This is a genomic window from Halomonas heilongjiangensis (assembly GCF_002879645.1).
In the GTDB taxonomy this organism is placed as follows: Bacteria; Pseudomonadota; Gammaproteobacteria; order Pseudomonadales; family Halomonadaceae; genus Halomonas; species Halomonas heilongjiangensis.
On the sequence record NZ_PNRE01000065.1, the window covers coordinates 132,859 to 148,810 of the forward strand.

Genomic DNA, 15,952 nt, shown 5'->3' on the forward strand with positions numbered 1-15,952 from the left:
ACCATGTGGCGTCCCCTCGCCGCCATCCTGCTCCTCGCCCTGCTGCTCGGCGCCTGTGCCGCGCCGAGCCGGCTGGAGCCGCGCGACGGCTACGTAGTGGATCATTCCCGTGTCGCGCCCTCTCACCACAGCCGGGTGCGTCATCTGGTGATGCATTACACCGACGTGGATGAGGCCGCGTCGCTGGCCGTCCTCACCGGCCCCCACGTCAGCGCCCACTATGTGCTGCCGCTGCCGGCACGCCGCCGGCGGGGTGAGCCGCTGGTCTTCCAGTTGGTGGACGAGTCACGCCGCGCCTGGCACGCCGGGGCCAGCGCCTGGCAGAATCGCACCAACCTCAACGACACCTCCATCGGCATCGAGATCGTCAACACCGGCCCGGACCGGCCCTATGCGGAGGTGGAGCGACTGCTGGAAGAGAATCCGGATGCCGCCGTGGAGATCGCCTGGGCGCCCTATCCCGAGGAGCAGATCGAGGCGCTGATCGCCCTCTCGCGGGACATCATCGCGCGCCACGACATCCGCCCCACGGATGTCGTCGCCCACTCGGACATCGCCCCGACGCGCAAGATCGACCCCGGCCCGGCCTTTCCCTGGCGGCGCCTGTACGAGGCCGGCATCGGTGCCTGGCCGCAGGCGGAGAGCGTGGCACGCTGGCAGGCCGACTTCACGACCGATCCGCCGGCACTCGCCACCCTCCAGGCGGCGCTGCGGGCCTGGGGCCACCCGATCGAGGCGACCGACGAGCTCGACCATCAGACCCGCGCGGTGTTGCGGGCCTTCCAGATGCGCTTTCGTCCCGCCGACTACCGCGGCCGGCCGGACGCCGAGACCGCGGCGATCCTCTGGGCGCTGCTGGAGAAGTACCGGCCCGCCGACCTCGATGGCATCGAGCGACGCCACGGCGAGTGAACGGCCTCGGACGAGGCTTGGATCACATCGTCGCCAGACGCGCCTCGTCGTCGATGCCCGCCATGCGCAACAGCGCCAGCGCCTCGTCCAGGGAGTCGACCTCCTCGACCCGCACCAGCTCGTCGTCGAGGCTGACCGGCTTGCCGGTCTTCTCGGAGAGCAACCGCTCCAGTCGGGCCACGTCCATGCCCTCTTCGAGGCGGAGGGTATCGACGCCGGCGGACGTGCGGTCGCTGGGCAGGTAGATGGTGCCGTTGGAGAAGTCGACCGCATAGGCGATCACTCCCGGCACGATGAAGAACAGCAGCCCCACGCCGTTGGCGATGGCCACCACCGGGTCGATGCGACCACTGACCTGACCCTTGCGTTCGGGGTGGAACAGGGTGCCGCAGCCTGCCAGGGCGGTGATCGACACACCGAGAACCAGGCCGGTCAGGCCGCGACGAAGTACAGGATTCATGCACACACCTCCTGGGTGAACGGGCAGCCGATATCGAACATTGTCCGGACACGCATCGGCAGGCAAAATCGGCCAGAGCTTACCATAGCCGAGGTTCGTACGAGCGTTTTCCCTTCCACGGAGGTCTGCATGGGCGATACACGACTCACCACCTGCCGGGGCCAGGCCATTGCCCCCCATCTGGCGGCCCTGGCCCGCCTGCGTATCCGGGTGTTTCGCGACTTCCCCTATCTCTACGACGGCGACTTCGACTACGAGGCGGACTACCTGCGCCGCTATGCCGAGTGCGCCGACAGCCTGTTCGTGCTCGCCTTCGATGGCGACGCTCTGGTCGGCGCGGCCACCGGCATGCCGCTGGCCGCGGATGTCGAGGCGTTCCGCGCCCCCTTCGAGCGTGCCGGGATCGAGCCGGCCACGGTCTTCTACTACGGCGAGTCGGTGCTGCTGCCCGAGTACCGTGGTCGCGGCATCGGCAAGGCCTTCATGACCGAGCGGGAGCGCCATGCCGCGGGCCAGGGGTTTGCGACGGTGGCGTTCTGCGCCGTCGAGCGTCCCGATGACCACCCGCGGAAACCGAAAGGCTACGTGCCGCTGCACGGTTTCTGGCACTCGCGGGGCTACGAACGCCACCCCGAGCTGGCCACCACCTTCCGCTGGAAGGACATCGGCGAACCGGCCGAGACCGACAAGCCCATGGTGTTCTGGCTAAAGTCGCTGGCATGAGCCCCATGGCGAGCACCGCCTTTTGCCGCCACCCCGGCTTGGCCGTACAATGCGCCAATTGCCGTCGACGCTGCGGCCCAGCCTGCGCTCTTCTCCCGAAGAAGACGTCTCCAGAAGAACAGCCCGAGGAAACGCCGGACCCATGCGCGCCACCCAACTGTTGATCGCCACCCTCAAGGAAACCCCCGCCGACGCCGAAATCATCAGCCATCAGCTGATGCTGCGCGCCGGCATGATCCGCCGCCTCACTTCCGGCCTCTACACCTGGCTGCCGACCGGCCTGCGCACCCTGCGCAAGGTGGAACGCATCGTGCGCGAGGAGATGGACCGAGCCGGCGCCCAGGAGGTGCTGATGCCGGCGGTACAGCCCGCCGAACTGTGGCAGGAGTCCGGCCGCTGGGAGCAGTACGGCCCGGAGCTGCTGCGCCTCAAGGATCGCCACGATCGCGACTACTGCGTGGGCCCCACCCACGAAGAGGTGATCACCGACCTGATGCGCCGCGAGCTGTCGAGCTACAAGCAGCTGCCGGTCAACTTCTACCAGATCCAGACCAAGTTCCGCGACGAGATCCGCCCGCGCTTCGGGGTGATGCGCTCGCGCGAGTTCATCATGAAGGACGCCTACTCCTTCCATGTCGACCAGGCCTCCCTGCAGGAGACCTACCAGGCGATGTACGATGCCTATGTGCGCATCTTCACGCGCCTGGGCCTGGATTTTCGCCCGGTACTGGCCGACACCGGCGCCATCGGCGGCACCGACTCCCACGAGTTCCACGTGCTGGCCGACTCCGGCGAGGACGCCATCGTCTTCTCCACCGAGTCCGACTACGCCGCCAATATCGAGAAGGCCGAGGCACTGCCGGCCCCCCCCGGCAGCGATCCCCAGCGCCCCGCGCCGAGCGAGGAGCTGCGCCTGGTCGACACGCCCAACGCCAAGACCATCGCCGCCCTGGTCGAGCAGCACGGCCTGCCTATCGAGAAGACCCTCAAGACGCTGATGGTTCGCGCCGCCGAGGGCGGCCTGATCGCCCTGCTGGTGCGCGGCGACCACGAGCTCAACGAGATCAAGGCCGAGCACCTGCCCGAGGTGGCCACGCCGCTGACCATGGCCACCGAGGAGGAAATCCGCGCCGCGGTGGGTGCCGGCCCCGGCTCGCTGGGCCCGGTGAACCTCGAGATGCCGATCGTCATCGACCGCAGCGTGGCGCTGATGAGCGACTTCGGTGCCGGCGCCAACATCGACGGCAAGCACTACTTCGGCATCAACTGGGAGCGCGACGTGGCGCTGCCGAAGGTCGCCGACCTGCGCAACGTGGTGGAGGGGGATCCCTCACCGGACGGCAAGGGCGTGCTCGCCATCAAGCGCGGCATCGAGGTCGGCCACGTCTTCCAGTTGGGTCGCAAGTACAGCGAAGCGTTGAATGCCACCGTGCTCGACGACAGCGGCCGCGCCACCCATCCCTGGATGGGCTGCTATGGTATCGGTGTGACTCGCGTCGTGGCCGCCGCCATCGAACAGAACCACGACGATGCCGGCATCATCTGGCCCGATGCCATCGCGCCCTTCCACATCGCACTGGTGCCGATGAACGCCCACAAGTCGCAGCGCGTGCGCGAGGAGTCCGAGCGACTCTACCAGGCACTCACGGCGGCCGGCTTCGAGGTCCTGCTCGACGACCGCGACCTGCGCCCTGGCGTCAAGTTCGCCGATCATGAACTGATGGGGGTTCCCCATCGCCTGGTGGTCGGCGATCGTGGCCTGGACAAGGGTGAACTCGAATACAAGGGACGCCGTGACAGTGACGCCACCATGGTGCCGGCAGAGCAGATCCTCGACTTCCTCGGTGACCGCATCGGCCGCTAGGCATCGGCTGGCCGCCGCCTTGCTGGCGGTGGCCGGGCTGCCACTGGCCCACGCCGGCGATGGCGACACCTTCCTGAGCGCCCTGGCGCCCTCTCCGGCGGTGGAGCCGCTTCCGCTGGTGCGGGCCCTGCCCGAGATCCCCGCCTCGCTGCGCACCACCCTGAACGCCTCGCTGGAGGCCCCCCGCTCGCCGGCCGAGATCTGGGCCGCCCGACAGTGGCTCACCGACATGGAGCCTCGCCTGACCCGCTTCGTGAAGGACCCCGCGCTGCGCACCGAGCTGCTGCATCGTGCCTACCAGGAAGCACGCCTGGCCGGCCTGCCCCCGGAGCTGGTACTGGCGGTGATCCAGGTGGAGAGCGCCTTCCAGGCAGAGGCCGTCTCCTCCGCCGGTGCCGTGGGGCTGATGCAGATCATGCCGTTCTGGATCCGCGAACTGGGCCTGCCCGCCGATGACCTCAAGGATCCCTGGCGCAACCTGCGCTACGGCTGCACCATCCTCGCCCACTACCTGGCCGTGGAACGCGGTGATCTGACCCGGGCGCTGGCGCGCTACAACGGCAGCCTGGGACAGACCTGGTACCCGGAACGGGTCATGCATGCCTGGCAGCGCCACTGGCGCCAGCCCGGTGATGGCGGTTCACGAGCCGCGGCACGGCGCTGAGATCGACCGAGGCGAGACAAGGATGCCCGACACCATCGGCAAGGAAGCGAGTCAGGACGACCCGACCTCGAGCATCGCCCGGGCCCTGAGCCGCACCGAGCGCGACTACCGCCGTCTCAGGCGGGGCCTCGTCGCGCTGCTGGCGCTGGCCGTGGTGGTGATACTCGTCATCCTGCTGTGGGCCGCCCGCGAGCAGAACCTGCAGCATGCCCGCCACACCCACGAGCAGATCGAGACCCAGCTCGAACAGATCCGCCGTCGACTGATCGGCCAGGTCCTGGACTACGCGATCTGGGATCTCAGCCACCTGGCCATCCACGCCGACGACGGCCCGGACCTGGCGTGGCTGGAGCTCGAGATGGGGTCCAACCTGCATGACAACCTGGACATCGACCTGGCCCTGCTGGTGTCAATCGACCAGGAGGTACTCTATGAGGTCCAACGCGGCGAACCTCGCCCCCCCACGACCGACCACGGGCCCCTGTTGGCCCAGAGTCGCCTCGACGAGGCCCCCATGACGTCGGGCTTCGCCCTCTGGCAGGACAGGCCGGTGCTGTTCGCCACCGCACCGGTACTCCCCGAAAGCAGCCATCACGTCCAGGCGCCCTCGCCCCACCGGCTGCTCTTCGCCTTCGAGGTCGACGACGGCCTCACCCGGATACTCCGCGAGGCCACCAACCTGCCCGACCTGCACCTCACCGCCACTCCCGAACGACCCGGTCGCCTGCCACTGCGCACCCAGGCCGGCGACCCCCTGGCCTGGCTGGAATGGACCCCCTCCGAGCCCGGCAGCGTGATGTTGCGTCGGTCGATGCCCTGGCTGCTGATCACCCTGCTGGGCCTGGGAGGCTTCTCCGCGCTGCTGTTCCAGCGGCTGCGCCACCAGGCCCGGGCCAGTCTGGCGACCGTCGAGGAACTGCGCCAGACCCAGTCGCGACTGGCCGCCCAGCAACGTGCCTGGCATGACCTGCGCGGCATGCACCTGCGCGACGCCAGCGAAGAGGAGTTCATCGCCGCCCTGCTCGAATGCAGCTCGCAGCTGCTCGATATTCCCAGGATCAGCCTCTGGCTGCTGGAGGGGGACGACGGTCGTCTGATCTGCCAGGCCAGCCTCGTCCCCGAGACGGTCGGCGAGGAGCTCTTCGGCGAGGAACTCGAGGCCTACCTGGTCGAACTTCACCGCACCCCGGCCCTGGTGGCCGATGATGCCCCCGCCGACCCGCGCCTGACCGGCCTGCACGACTATCTTTGCCGGAACGAGATCGCGTCGATGCTCGATATCGGCCTGTTCGTGGCCGGCGAGCTGCGCGGCGTGCTGTGCTGCGAATCCTCCCGACCACGACGCTGGCACACCGACGAGATCAACGCCCTGACCAGCTTCTCGGGCCTGCTCTGCCAGTTCGCCGAGTCGTTGCGCCGGCGCGAGGTGGAGCGCACCCTGCGCCGCCAGCTCCACTACGACGAAATCACTGCCCTGCCGACCCTGCATGGGCTCGAGGAGCACATCGAGTCGCTGCGGCGACGGGGCCCCTTCCTGGTCGGCATCCTCCACGTCAAGGGACTCAACCAGATCAACGACAGCCTGGGCACGGCCTTCGGCGATGCCGCCCTGCACGAGGTCGGCGAGCTGTTGCGCCGGCGGCTCGCGACCCCGGAACTGCAAGGGGTTCCGGCCCGTCTTCCGGCCAATCGGCTCTGCCTGCTGCTGCCCGGCGACGATCGCGCGGGCCTGCATGCCTGCCTGGAAACCCTGCTCGACGAGCTCGATGCCCACCCCTGGCTCAACGAGAACGCCCCGGCCTCGCTGCACTTCTCGCTGGGCCTGGCGGGTTACCCTCGAGATTCACGGAACATCGATCGCCTGCTGCAGCGGGCCGAGCTGGCCCTCGAGAGGGCACGCGGCGAGGCCCGTCACCGACTGGCCTTCTACGACGATGCCCTGGGGCAGTGGCAACGCCACCAGAGCCGGCTCGAGCGTGAGCTGCGCGACGCCATCTCCCGGCGCGAGTTCCGGCTCTACCTCCAGCCCCAGTTCGCAGCCGGCGGCCGGCTGCATGGGGCCGAGGCCCTGCTGCGCTGGATGCACCCCGAGCGCGGCCTGCTCGGCCCCGGGGACTTCATCGCCGAGGCCGAGCACTGCCGACTGATCCAGCCGATCGGCGACTGGGTCCTGGAAGAGACCCTGGCGCTGCTGGCCGGCCCGCTACGGGACACCGACCTGATGCTGGCGGTCAACGTCTCGGTACAGCAGCTGCGCGACCCCGACTTCCCGGCCCGCGTCGAGGCCCTGCTGCAGTCCCATGCCCTGCCGCCCCATCGCCTGGTGCTGGAGGTGGTGGAGTCGCTGCTGGTGACGCCCGGCGTCATGCCGCGCCTCGCCTCCCTGCACGCCCTGGGCCTGTCGATCGCGCTGGACGATTTCGGCACCGGCTACTCCTCGCTGCGCTATCTGCAGGAGCTCGAGGTCGACGAGATCAAGCTCGACAAGGTCTTTCTCGACCCGCTCAAGTTGCGGCAGGACGCCCCCCTGGCTCGTTCGATCATCGCCCTGGCCCGGGCGTTGGGCCTGCGCCTGGTGGCCGAAGGAGTGGAGACCGCCGACCAGGCCGACTTCCTGCGTCGACAGGGCGTGACGCTGATGCAGGGCTACTACCTGGCACGCCCCGAACCGAAGGACATCTTCCTGCGCCGCCTCGACGCCTGACCCCGGCGCTCAGCCGGGCCCTATCAGCTCCGCCTCGGCCAGCATGCCCAGCAATGCGCACACGTCGGCTTCGATCCTCTCCGCCGGCACGCCGCCGTAGTGCTCACTCAGCAGGTCGGCGATCTCACCGGCCGTCAGCGCCTCGCAGGCCAGCAGGGCCCATACCGCCCGACCGCTGGCGTTGAGCCGATGGATCGCGCCGCTCGGGCCGTGAATCAGGAACAGCTCCTCACCGAGCGGGTAGTCGCGCACGGCTGCCCGTGCCCGCCAGCGCCGGCCGGTCGGCACCCTGGCCCCGGCGCGGGGCACGGCGTGATGAGCGGTCAAGGATACCGCCGCCGTGCCTCGGCCGGGCGGCGGATCGGCCAGATGTGCGGCCAGGCAGCGTGCCGCCGCCAGTGGCTCGGCGTAGCGCAGCAACAGGCAGGGCAGCGAGGCCATCAGCGGCAGGAAACGAGCCATCAGTGTCTCGCTCGGCTGCCCATGGGCGAAGTTCTGGCACAGCAACTGCAACACCCCCTCGCCGGGCGCCAGCTCGACGAGCTCGGGCGCGGCCAGCATGTCGTCGCGCTCGATCAACACGATGGCGCCCAGGGGACGACGCTCGGCGTGCCGTGCCAGCAGGGGCGCCGGCAGGGCGAGATAGCGGTAGCGCTCATCCTCGGGGCCGGCATGACGCTCGGCGAAGTCGTGCAGGCGGGGATCGAGACGGGGGGGCAGCGGCAGGCGAAGACGCGGGGCGATACCCAGTGCCATGCCCTCGCCTTCCGGTGTCAGCGCCAGGACGTCATCGCCGAAGACGCGGTGGCCGGCGGCGGCGAAGGCCGCGCTCAGGGTGCTCTTGCCGGCACGGTGCGACTCGGGGAAAAGCACCAGCCGGCCGGCGACCTCCGCCGAACCGCAGTGCAGGCCGATCAGGTCGGGATGACGCGTGAAGAAGGCAGCGACCAGGTCGGCGACCAGGCTGCAGGCCGCGGCCACCGGGGTGGGCAGGTGCAGCCCGCGGGGCAGCTCGGGCGAGTGCTGATGGTACCCCTGTCCGGCGCCCCGCGCGTCGCGAGCCAGACGGATCGCCGGTGCCGGCCCGCGAGCCGTCAGGGGAAACGACCGCCAACCGGGCGTGACCTCGCCGAGCAGGGGCTGCATCTCGGGGGCGTCGTTCAGGCGCAGCACCGCCCCCAGCCCCTCGAAGCCCAGGTCAAGCACCCGCGTGCCCACTGACATCACCAGCGACTCGGCTCGAGGTAGTCGGGGCGATGGTCATGCGTATGGTAATGGTAGATGTGGCGATGGTAGCCGCCGCTGGGGCGACTGTAGCTCGGTCGCGAGTAGCTGGGGCGACTGTAGCTGGGTCGCGAGTGGCTGGGACGGCTGTAACCGGATCGACGGTAGCGACGGTCGCGCGGCTCGTCATGCCAGGCATGGGCCTGGCCCAGGCTGAAGAGGGTCGGGGCCACATAGGCGCCGGCGATGCCGACGCCCAGGGTGGCGAGCAGGCGGCGGCGGCTCAGGCGCTTGCCTTCGTCGGGAGGGGTAGCGTGACGCTGCGCTTTCATGACACTGTCTCCTGGTTATCGAACAGTGTTCATGATACTCGTCGCGCCCGACTCGCTCCAGCTGACGACGGCACCTGGCCAGCCCTTGCCCGACATTTCCTCGGGGCCTGCACATTCGCAAAAAAAAAGCCGACCCATATGGGTCGGCGACTGGGGGGTTGCCCCCCCTCCCCTGACGACTCGATGAGCGGCTGGCTCAGTGCTTCTTCCGGCGATGGTCGCGAATGATGAATCCGATCCAGCCGCCCAGGAAAGCGATCATCATCGCGACGGTGACCAGTCCGAAGACTACGGCGTCATCCCAATACATGGTGCTGTCCTCCCGTCTCGATGTGTTGAGAGGACTGTAGTCCGTCACCGCCGGGGAGTTTCTGACCTGAGTCAAGTTTGTCGCCGAGCGGGTCGGCGACACGGGCTTTCCCTTGACCCAGGTCAGATCTAGGAGAGTTTCCTGTCTTCCACGCTGCCGGGATCGGTACCCGGCGGCAGCGGATGTCCCTTGGCGAGCTCGGCGCGGGTGGCCTCCCGCACGCCCAGTACCTCGAGACGATAGCGCAGGGTGTGTCCGGCCAGCGGGTGATTGCTGTCGATCAGCACGCTGTCGTCGCGCACCTCGACCACGGTGACGACCTGCGGGCCGTCGTCACCCGGGGTCTGGAAGCGCATGCCCGGCACCAGATCATCCACCGGGAAGGCCGAGCGCCCCACCTCTCGGACCAGGGCCTCGTTGCGCAGGCCATAGGCCTCCGCCGGCATCAGGGTCACGCTGAGCTCGGCGCCCTCAGCCCGCCCCTCCAGGGCACGCTCGAGGCCGGCAACGATGTTGTGGTGTCCGTGGAGGTACTCCAACGGCGTCTGCCGGGCCCGGGAGTCGTCGAGAACGTTGCCGTCGGCGTCACTGAGCATGTAGTGCAGGGTCACGACCCGCTGGGGGGCGATCGTCATGGTGGCTCTCCTGTGCAGGCTGGAACGAGCGGCGGGAGTGAGCGGGACGTTCAGCGACGGCGCAACTGGGAAACCGGCATCTCCAGTTGCTGCTGCTTGTGCAGCATGTTGAGCAGCACGATGGCCCGCTCCTCGCCCTTGTGGCTGGCGAAGACCGCCTGCAGGTCCTTGAACGGCCCCTCGGTGATCTCCACCGCGTCGCCGGCCCGGAAGTAGAGGTTGACCGTGGCGTCCTGGCGGTCGGCGCCGTGGTGGCGCAGGGTCTCGACCAGGCCATCGTCCACCGCCAGTGGCATGTCGCCGAAACCGACCAGCCGGAGCACGCCACGGGTGGAGCGGATGGGCCGCCAGTTGCTGACCAGGCGGTCGAGACGGATGAAGAGGTAGTGGGGGAAGAGCGGTTCGTTGATCCACTCGAGCTTGCCGCGGCGCTTCTTCTGCACCTCGAGTACCGGATGAAAGACCTCATAACCCTGGTTGCCCAGATGCTCCGCGGCGCGAAAGGATTCACCGCCCTTGCACTGAATCACGTACCAGTGGGGTACGGCGTCATCGCCATATTCCGAACTCGCGTCGACTTCGCTCATGGAACTCCTGATCGGGTGCATGCTGGTATCACTGACGGGGCTCTGCAACAATCGATCCCATGGGAAGCGGCCCGGCCGTCACTCTCCAGTCTAACATCGTTGGGGCGAGCCGCGTGCCCCCCGTCGCCCGAGGTTCGCAAGGAGTGCACCCCGTCATGCTCACCCCCACGGCCCATCGCAGCTGGCGCGCCGCCCTGGCCATCTACCTGCGCGCACCGGTCATCACCATGCTGTTTCTGGGCTTCTCCGCCGGCCTGCCCTTCCTGCTGGTCTTCTCCACGCTCTCGGCCTGGCTGCGCAGCGACGGGGTGGAGGTTGCCGCCATCGGCTTCTTCTCGTGGATCGGCATCCTCTATTCGATCAAGTTCTTCTGGGCACCGGTGGTCGACCGCCTGGCCTTGCCGCTGCTGACCCGGGCCTTCGGCCAGCGCCGCGGCTGGATGCTGCTGGCCCAGGCGATGATCGCCGCGGGCCTGGTCGGGCTCGCCGGCCTCGACCCGGTTGGCCACCTGGGGCTGGTCGCCGCCTTCGCGCTGTTGGTGGCCTTCGGCTCGGCCACCCAGGACATCGCCATCGACGCCTTCCGCATCGAGTCGGCACCCGACGATGTCCAGGCGGCCATGGCCTCGACCTATATCATCGGCTATCGCGGGGGGCTGCTGGCCGCCGGCGCGGGAGCGCTGTACGTCGCCTCGGCGCTCTCCTGGGAAGCCGCCTACCTGGCCATGGCCGCCCTGGTCGGGGTCGGCGTGATCACCGTGCTGGTGCGCCCCGAGCCCGCCCGCCTGTCGCTCAACACCCAGTTGATCCACGAGCCGAAGGTGCGCGCCTTCCTGCGTGCCAGCCGCGGCAAGCCCAAGTCGACCAGGCGCCTGGGCGCCTGGCTGATCGGCGCCGTGGTCTGCCCTTTCACGGATTTCATCGGCCGCCATCGGCTCAAGGCATTGTGGCTGCTGGTGTTCATCGCGGTGTTCCGCATCAGTGACCTGGCGATGGCCTCCATGGCCAACCCGCTCTACATCGACCTGGGCTTTACGCTGGCCACCATCGCCAACGTCACCAATGTCTTCGGCATCGCCATGAGCATCTGCGGCGGCATCCTCGGCGGGCTGCTGGTCGCCCGCTACGGTATCGGCCCGATCCTGGTGCTGGGGGCGGTGGCGGCGACCCTCACCAACCTGCTGTTCGCCGCCCTGGCGTTGGCCGGCCAGAGCCTGCCGATGCTGGTGATGGCGATCGTCGGCGACAACCTCGCCAACGGCCTGGCCAGCGCGGTGTTCATCGCCTTCCTCTCGAGCCTGACGTCACGGGCCTACACCGCGACCCAGTACGCGCTCTTCTCGTCGCTGATGACCCTGCCCGGCAAGTTCCTCAGCGGCTTCGGCGGGATCGTGGTAGCGGCCGAGGGCTACGCCACCTTCTTCGTCGTGGCGACGGCGCTCGGCCTGCCGGCCATCGTCCTGGCGATCTGGATCAGCCGCGACCGCGAGCTGGTGCCCCCCCCCGCCGCCCGGGCGGCCTGACCAACGCCCCGGCGAGGCTAGCGATCAGCCGGGCAGCTGCTCCCGCAGCCACTGCAGTGCCCCGGGACTGGCCCGCCACTGGTCGCGCATCAGGGTACGATACTGCCAGGCCTCGGCCCGGGAGCCGGGCTCGGCGATACCGTCGCCGCCGGTGGTCACCGGCCGCGGGTTGTCGGCACAGAGCATGGCCAGGGCATGGGGGTTGTGGCGGCGGGCCGCCGCCAGGGCCTCCAGGGCCTCCTCGCGGCGTGCCAGCCGATAGAGGGCCAGCACCCGCCCCATCAGCAGCCCCAGCAGCGGGGCGGGCTCCTCCGACTCCTCCTCGAGGGCCCGCTCGCTCAACTCGAGGGCCTCGCGATCGCGCCCCTCGCGCAGCAACTGATCGAGGACCAGCTCGCGCAGCCCCAGGCCGTCCTGGTCGTCCAGCACCAGCAGACGCTCGGCGAGCTCTCGGGAACGCTGCCTGGCCCCGCGCTCCATGCCCACCACCAGGGCCAGGCCAGTACGCAGCAGCACGGCGTTGTCGGCGTCATCCCAGGTCAGGGTACCGTCACCCGCGGCCTGGACCTGCTCGAGCCAACGCTCGAGCCGGTCGGCCAGGGGGGCAAAGAGGCTAGGCGCCATCCACGGCAGGCTCCCGAAACGGCTGGTCAGGGCCAGCGCCAGGCCCTGGACCACCCGTGGCGAATCCAGCCACTCCGGATGGGAACAGAGTTCGGCGAGCCAATCGGCGGCATGGGGCCAGGGATCGTCGTCGAAGCCCATCGGTGCATCGCCCACCACCTGCACCCGGAAGTGCTCGAACCAGGCGGCGTACAGGGTGTCCTCGCGGGCGCTGGCGTGATACTCCAGGCGGCCCTGGTCGGAACGCCGGATCGTCAGCCGCGGCGCCGTCGGCAGCGCCTCGAGCAGCGCCTGCAACGAGGCCAGCGGCCCGGCCAGGTCCTCCTCGGCGTTGAGCAGCTGCTCGGCCAGGGTGGCACCGGGGTTGTCGGCCAGGTCGGCCAGGAACTGCAGCTGGTCCGGGTCCAGGTCCCCCTGGCGAGCCAGGCGCCGGAACCAGAAGCGGGCCCGCTCGGCGGCCTCCCGCTCGTGGCCCTCGTGGAGCAGCAGCATGGCCTCGATATAGGCCAGGGTCGGCGAATCGGGCAGCGCCTGCTGGGCACGCACGAAGGCGGCCCGGGCGCTGTCCAGGTCGTCGTTGTCGAGGTGCATCAGGCACAGCCGCTCGAGTGCCACCCCGCGCAGGAACAGCGGCCCACGGTCGAGCACCTCGTCGAGCAGGGCGGTGCGCTTGCGATGGAAGCCGCGCTCCTGGTAGAGGTCGACGAGGATCTCGAAGGCCGGCTCGGCCTGCTCGGGCAGGCGCGACCAGTCGGCGCGCTCGAACAGCGACTCGAGGATCTGCTGGGCACGCCCCCGCTGGCCGCTCTCCGCGGCGATCAGCCCCGCCTCGAGCAGGGCCTGGGCCGGGGCCCGGCCGCTCTCCAGCGCGGCCTTGAGCACCTCGCCCTTCCAGTCGCGCAGCGAGAGCATCCACATCAGGTGTTCGGGCACATGGCCGGGCAGCGAGACGGCACCGCAACAGTGCTTGGTCTTGCGGCCCGAGTCGCACCAGCAAGGCTCGTTGCGCCCCGGACGGGCGAGGGGCTCACAGGCGAAGCCGAGCCGTTCCAGGGGCGTCTGCGACCAGAGTTCCGGTGCCAGCGCCTGGGCATGGGCCAGGTTGCCGCCCAGCAGGCCGGCACCCTCCTCCCGGGCCCAGGCCATCAGCGTCGGATAGCGTTCGTCCTCGCGAATGGCCGCCAGGGCACCCGAGGCAAAGCCCAGCAGTTGTTCCACCCATACCGCCAGCATCGCAGCCTCCGCAGACAGAAAACGGCACAGTCTAACAGTCCAGTGGCGTCCTGGGCAGGCACTCAGCGCCGCGCCCAGGCCAGCAACGGACGGGTACGGGCGTGCATGTCGAGACGGGCACCCAGCCGCACCAGGTTCCAGTAGTGGCCATTGAGGGTACGCGACAGCAGCAGGGTATCCGCCGGTGGCTGCAACCGATCCATGACGGCCCAGACCTTGGGGCTGAGCTCACGCAGGCGGCGATGGATGCGAACATCGGCAAAGTCCTGGGTGCCAGGCCGGAACAGGGGCGTGACGGCCTCGGCGGCCTCGCGATAGAGCGACAGCGGCGCCCCCTGCCCCTGGCGCCCGCCCAGCGCCAGCAGCGCCTCGTCCATGGCCAGGGGATCGCCGGCCAGCGTGGCCTCGAGCAGCCTCATCATCGCCACCAGCCGCGCCTCGGGCACCGGAATCACCGCCCCCAGGTCGTAGATCACCAGCCGGCCTTGAGCGTCGGCGGCGAAATTGCCGGCATGGGGGTCGGCATGGAGTTCGCCGTGGGTGAAGAGCTCCTCGGTGAGCCAGTCCGCCAGTGCCGATGCCAGGCGCTGGCGCACCTCGGGATCGGCCCCCTCCAGCTCGCGCAGTGGCGTGCCGGCCACATGGCGCATGGCCAGCACCCGAGGGCCCGAGAGTTCCGGCAGCGGTTCGGGTATCACCAGTTCCTCGAGATGGGCATAGCGGGCCCGGTAGCGAGCCAGCGCCTCGGCCTCGGCATGATAGTCGAGCTCGCCGCGCAGGCTCGCGGCGAGTTCCTCGAACAGGGCATCGAGGCGGGCCTGCGGGACCCTGAGCCAGCGCCCCAGCCGCATCAGGCGTCGCACCTGCACCAGGTCGCTCTCGAGCACGTCGGCGAGTCCGGGGTACTGGACCTTGAGCACCAGGGTCTCGCCGCCACGGCTCACGGCCCGGTGTACCTGGCCCATGGAGGCGCTGGCGAAGGGACGCCGTTCGATGTCGCGGAAGTGGGCGTCGAGGTCCCCGTACTGGGCGGCCAGGGTCTCGCGGATCGAGGCCCAGGGCATCGGTTCGGCCTGGCGCTGGAGACGCGCGAGCTCATCGGCGAGGTCCGCGGGCAGCAGGTCGTCCCACTGGGCCATGATCTGGGCCAGCTTCATGGCCGGCCCCTTGAGCTCGGAGAGCCCTTCGAACAGGGCCTCGCCCAGGGCCCGCCAGTCGGCCTGGCCGCCCAGCCGGGTACGCAGCAGGGCGCCACCGGTACGGGCGCCCAGCCCCAGCAGGCGCCGGGTACGGCCGCGTTCGCGCATATCGTCGCTCCCCGGAGATGGGATACAGGGCATTCGATACAAGAACTGTACACGAATAGAATGATGTTACATCTAGCGAGGGCCATGGAATACTGGAAGAATGTCCATATCATGAACCGGTGAGAACCAGGATGCGACTGATCATCGCCGAAAAGCCCAGCCTCGCCAGGGCCATCGCCGAGGCCCTGCCCGGACGCCAGGGCCGCGAGGAGGGAGCCATCGTCGCCGGCGAGACCACGGTCACCTGGTGCCTGGGGCACCTGCTGGAGCAGGCCCCCCCGGATGCCTACGACCCGGCCTTCAAGGCATGGCGGCTCGACCACCTGCCGATCCTGCCCGACCGGTGGAAGCTCACCCCGCGACCCAAGGCACGCAGCCAGCTGGCGGTGATCCGTCGGCTGCTGAAGGGTGCCAGCGAGGTCGTCCATGCCGGCGACCCGGACCGCGAGGGCCAGTTGCTGGTGCAGGAGGTGATCGAGCACCTGGGCTGGAAGGGCCCGGTGTCGCGGCTGCTGGTCAGCGACCTCAACCGACCGGCGGTACAGCGCGCCCTCGGACGTATCGAGGACAACGGCCGTTTCCTGTCACTCTACCGGGCGGCCCAGTCCCGTGCCCGGGCCGACTGGCTCTACGGCATCAACCTGACCCGGGCCTGGACCCTGACCGGCCGACAGGCCGGCCACGACGGGGTACTCTCGGTGGGCCGGGTGCAGACCCCGGTGCTGGGGCTGGTGGTACGCCGCGACGCCGAGATCCGCGACTTCGCCCCCCGGCCCTTCTTCGTGCTGTGGGTCGAGCTCGCCGTGGCCCGCGGCCAGTTGCGCGCCTGGTGGGTGCCCGGCGAGCCCCA

The 15,952-nt window shown here is 69.4% G+C and carries 15 protein-coding genes; 7 read left to right on the top strand and 8 right to left on the bottom strand.

What is annotated here, in order from left to right:
* Nucleotides 1–3 precede the first annotated feature (3 nt).
* Nucleotides 4–912, top strand: a complete 909-nt coding sequence (locus tag C1H66_RS15095) for a peptidoglycan recognition protein family protein (RefSeq protein WP_102628701.1) — start codon at nucleotides 4–6, stop codon at nucleotides 910–912.
* 22 nt (nucleotides 913–934) lie between these two features.
* Here C1H66_RS15095 and C1H66_RS15100 read toward each other — a convergent pair whose 3' ends face one another.
* Nucleotides 935–1,372 carry a hypothetical protein gene (locus tag C1H66_RS15100; protein WP_102628702.1) on the bottom strand — a complete coding sequence of 146 codons (438 nt, stop codon included), beginning with the start codon at nucleotides 1,370–1,372 and terminating at the stop codon, nucleotides 935–937.
* A gap of 129 nt (nucleotides 1,373–1,501) precedes the next feature.
* Between C1H66_RS15100 and C1H66_RS15105 the strand changes: the two genes are divergently transcribed.
* The 4 genes from C1H66_RS15105 (at nucleotide 1,502) to C1H66_RS15120 (ending at nucleotide 7,327) form a co-directional block, all read left to right on the top strand.
* Nucleotides 1,502–2,095, top strand: coding sequence for a GNAT family N-acetyltransferase (locus C1H66_RS15105; RefSeq protein ID WP_102628703.1), 594 nt, complete (start codon nucleotides 1,502–1,504; stop codon nucleotides 2,093–2,095).
* Nucleotides 2,096–2,237: 142 nt separating this feature from the next.
* Nucleotides 2,238–3,959, top strand: a complete 1,722-nt coding sequence (locus tag C1H66_RS15110) for a proline--tRNA ligase (protein ID WP_102628704.1) — start codon at nucleotides 2,238–2,240, stop codon at nucleotides 3,957–3,959.
* A gap of 115 nt (nucleotides 3,960–4,074) precedes the next feature.
* Nucleotides 4,075–4,623: a transglycosylase SLT domain-containing protein gene (locus C1H66_RS15115; protein WP_370741345.1), complete on the top strand. Its 549-nt coding sequence runs from the start codon at nucleotides 4,075–4,077 to the stop codon at nucleotides 4,621–4,623.
* 22 nt (nucleotides 4,624–4,645) lie between these two features.
* Nucleotides 4,646–7,327, top strand: coding sequence for a bifunctional diguanylate cyclase/phosphodiesterase (locus tag C1H66_RS15120; protein ID WP_170064160.1), 2,682 nt, complete (start codon nucleotides 4,646–4,648; stop codon nucleotides 7,325–7,327).
* A gap of 9 nt (nucleotides 7,328–7,336) precedes the next feature.
* On the opposite strand, the gene C1H66_RS15125 is transcribed toward C1H66_RS15120, so the two are convergent.
* The 5 genes from C1H66_RS15125 to rfaH all read right to left on the bottom strand — a co-directional run bounded on the left by C1H66_RS15125 (nucleotide 7,337) and on the right by rfaH (nucleotide 10,415).
* Nucleotides 7,337–8,551, bottom strand: coding sequence for a PqqD family protein (locus C1H66_RS15125; RefSeq protein WP_102628706.1), 1,215 nt, complete (start codon nucleotides 8,549–8,551; stop codon nucleotides 7,337–7,339).
* Entirely contained in the window at nucleotides 8,551–8,883 is a 333-nt protein-coding gene (locus C1H66_RS15130) for a hypothetical protein (protein ID WP_181423488.1), read from the bottom strand. The genes C1H66_RS15125 and C1H66_RS15130 overlap by 1 nt, the downstream gene beginning before the upstream one ends.
* A gap of 196 nt (nucleotides 8,884–9,079) precedes the next feature.
* Entirely contained in the window at nucleotides 9,080–9,193 is a 114-nt protein-coding gene (ccoM, locus tag C1H66_RS23435; RefSeq protein WP_276308844.1) for a cytochrome c oxidase subunit CcoM, read from the bottom strand.
* A 128-nt stretch (nucleotides 9,194–9,321) separates the two neighbouring features.
* A complete protein-coding gene (locus C1H66_RS15135; protein WP_102628707.1) occupies nucleotides 9,322–9,828 on the bottom strand; it encodes an FKBP-type peptidyl-prolyl cis-trans isomerase in 507 nt (168 codons plus the stop codon).
* Nucleotides 9,829–9,878: 50 nt separating this feature from the next.
* Nucleotides 9,879–10,415 (bottom strand): transcription/translation regulatory transformer protein RfaH, encoded by a 537-nt coding sequence (gene rfaH, locus C1H66_RS15140; RefSeq protein ID WP_102628708.1) that lies wholly within the window; start codon nucleotides 10,413–10,415, stop codon nucleotides 9,879–9,881.
* 155 nt (nucleotides 10,416–10,570) lie between these two features.
* Between rfaH and C1H66_RS15145 the strand changes: the two genes are divergently transcribed.
* On the top strand, nucleotides 10,571–11,938 hold the full coding sequence (locus tag C1H66_RS15145) for an AmpG family muropeptide MFS transporter (protein WP_102628709.1): 1,368 nt from the start codon (nucleotides 10,571–10,573) through the stop codon (nucleotides 11,936–11,938).
* A gap of 24 nt (nucleotides 11,939–11,962) precedes the next feature.
* On the opposite strand, the gene C1H66_RS15150 is transcribed toward C1H66_RS15145, so the two are convergent.
* Complete coding sequence (locus tag C1H66_RS15150) at nucleotides 11,963–13,795, bottom strand: SEC-C domain-containing protein (protein WP_102628710.1); 1,833 nt, start codon at nucleotides 13,793–13,795, stop codon at nucleotides 11,963–11,965.
* A 62-nt stretch (nucleotides 13,796–13,857) separates the two neighbouring features.
* A complete protein-coding gene (locus C1H66_RS15155) occupies nucleotides 13,858–15,102 on the bottom strand; it encodes an ABC1 kinase family protein (protein ID WP_102628711.1) in 1,245 nt (414 codons plus the stop codon).
* Nucleotides 15,103–15,233: 131 nt separating this feature from the next.
* Between C1H66_RS15155 and C1H66_RS15160 the strand changes: the two genes are divergently transcribed.
* A partial coding sequence (locus C1H66_RS15160; protein WP_240618349.1) for a DNA topoisomerase occupies nucleotides 15,234–15,952 on the top strand: 719 nt, incomplete at its 3' end.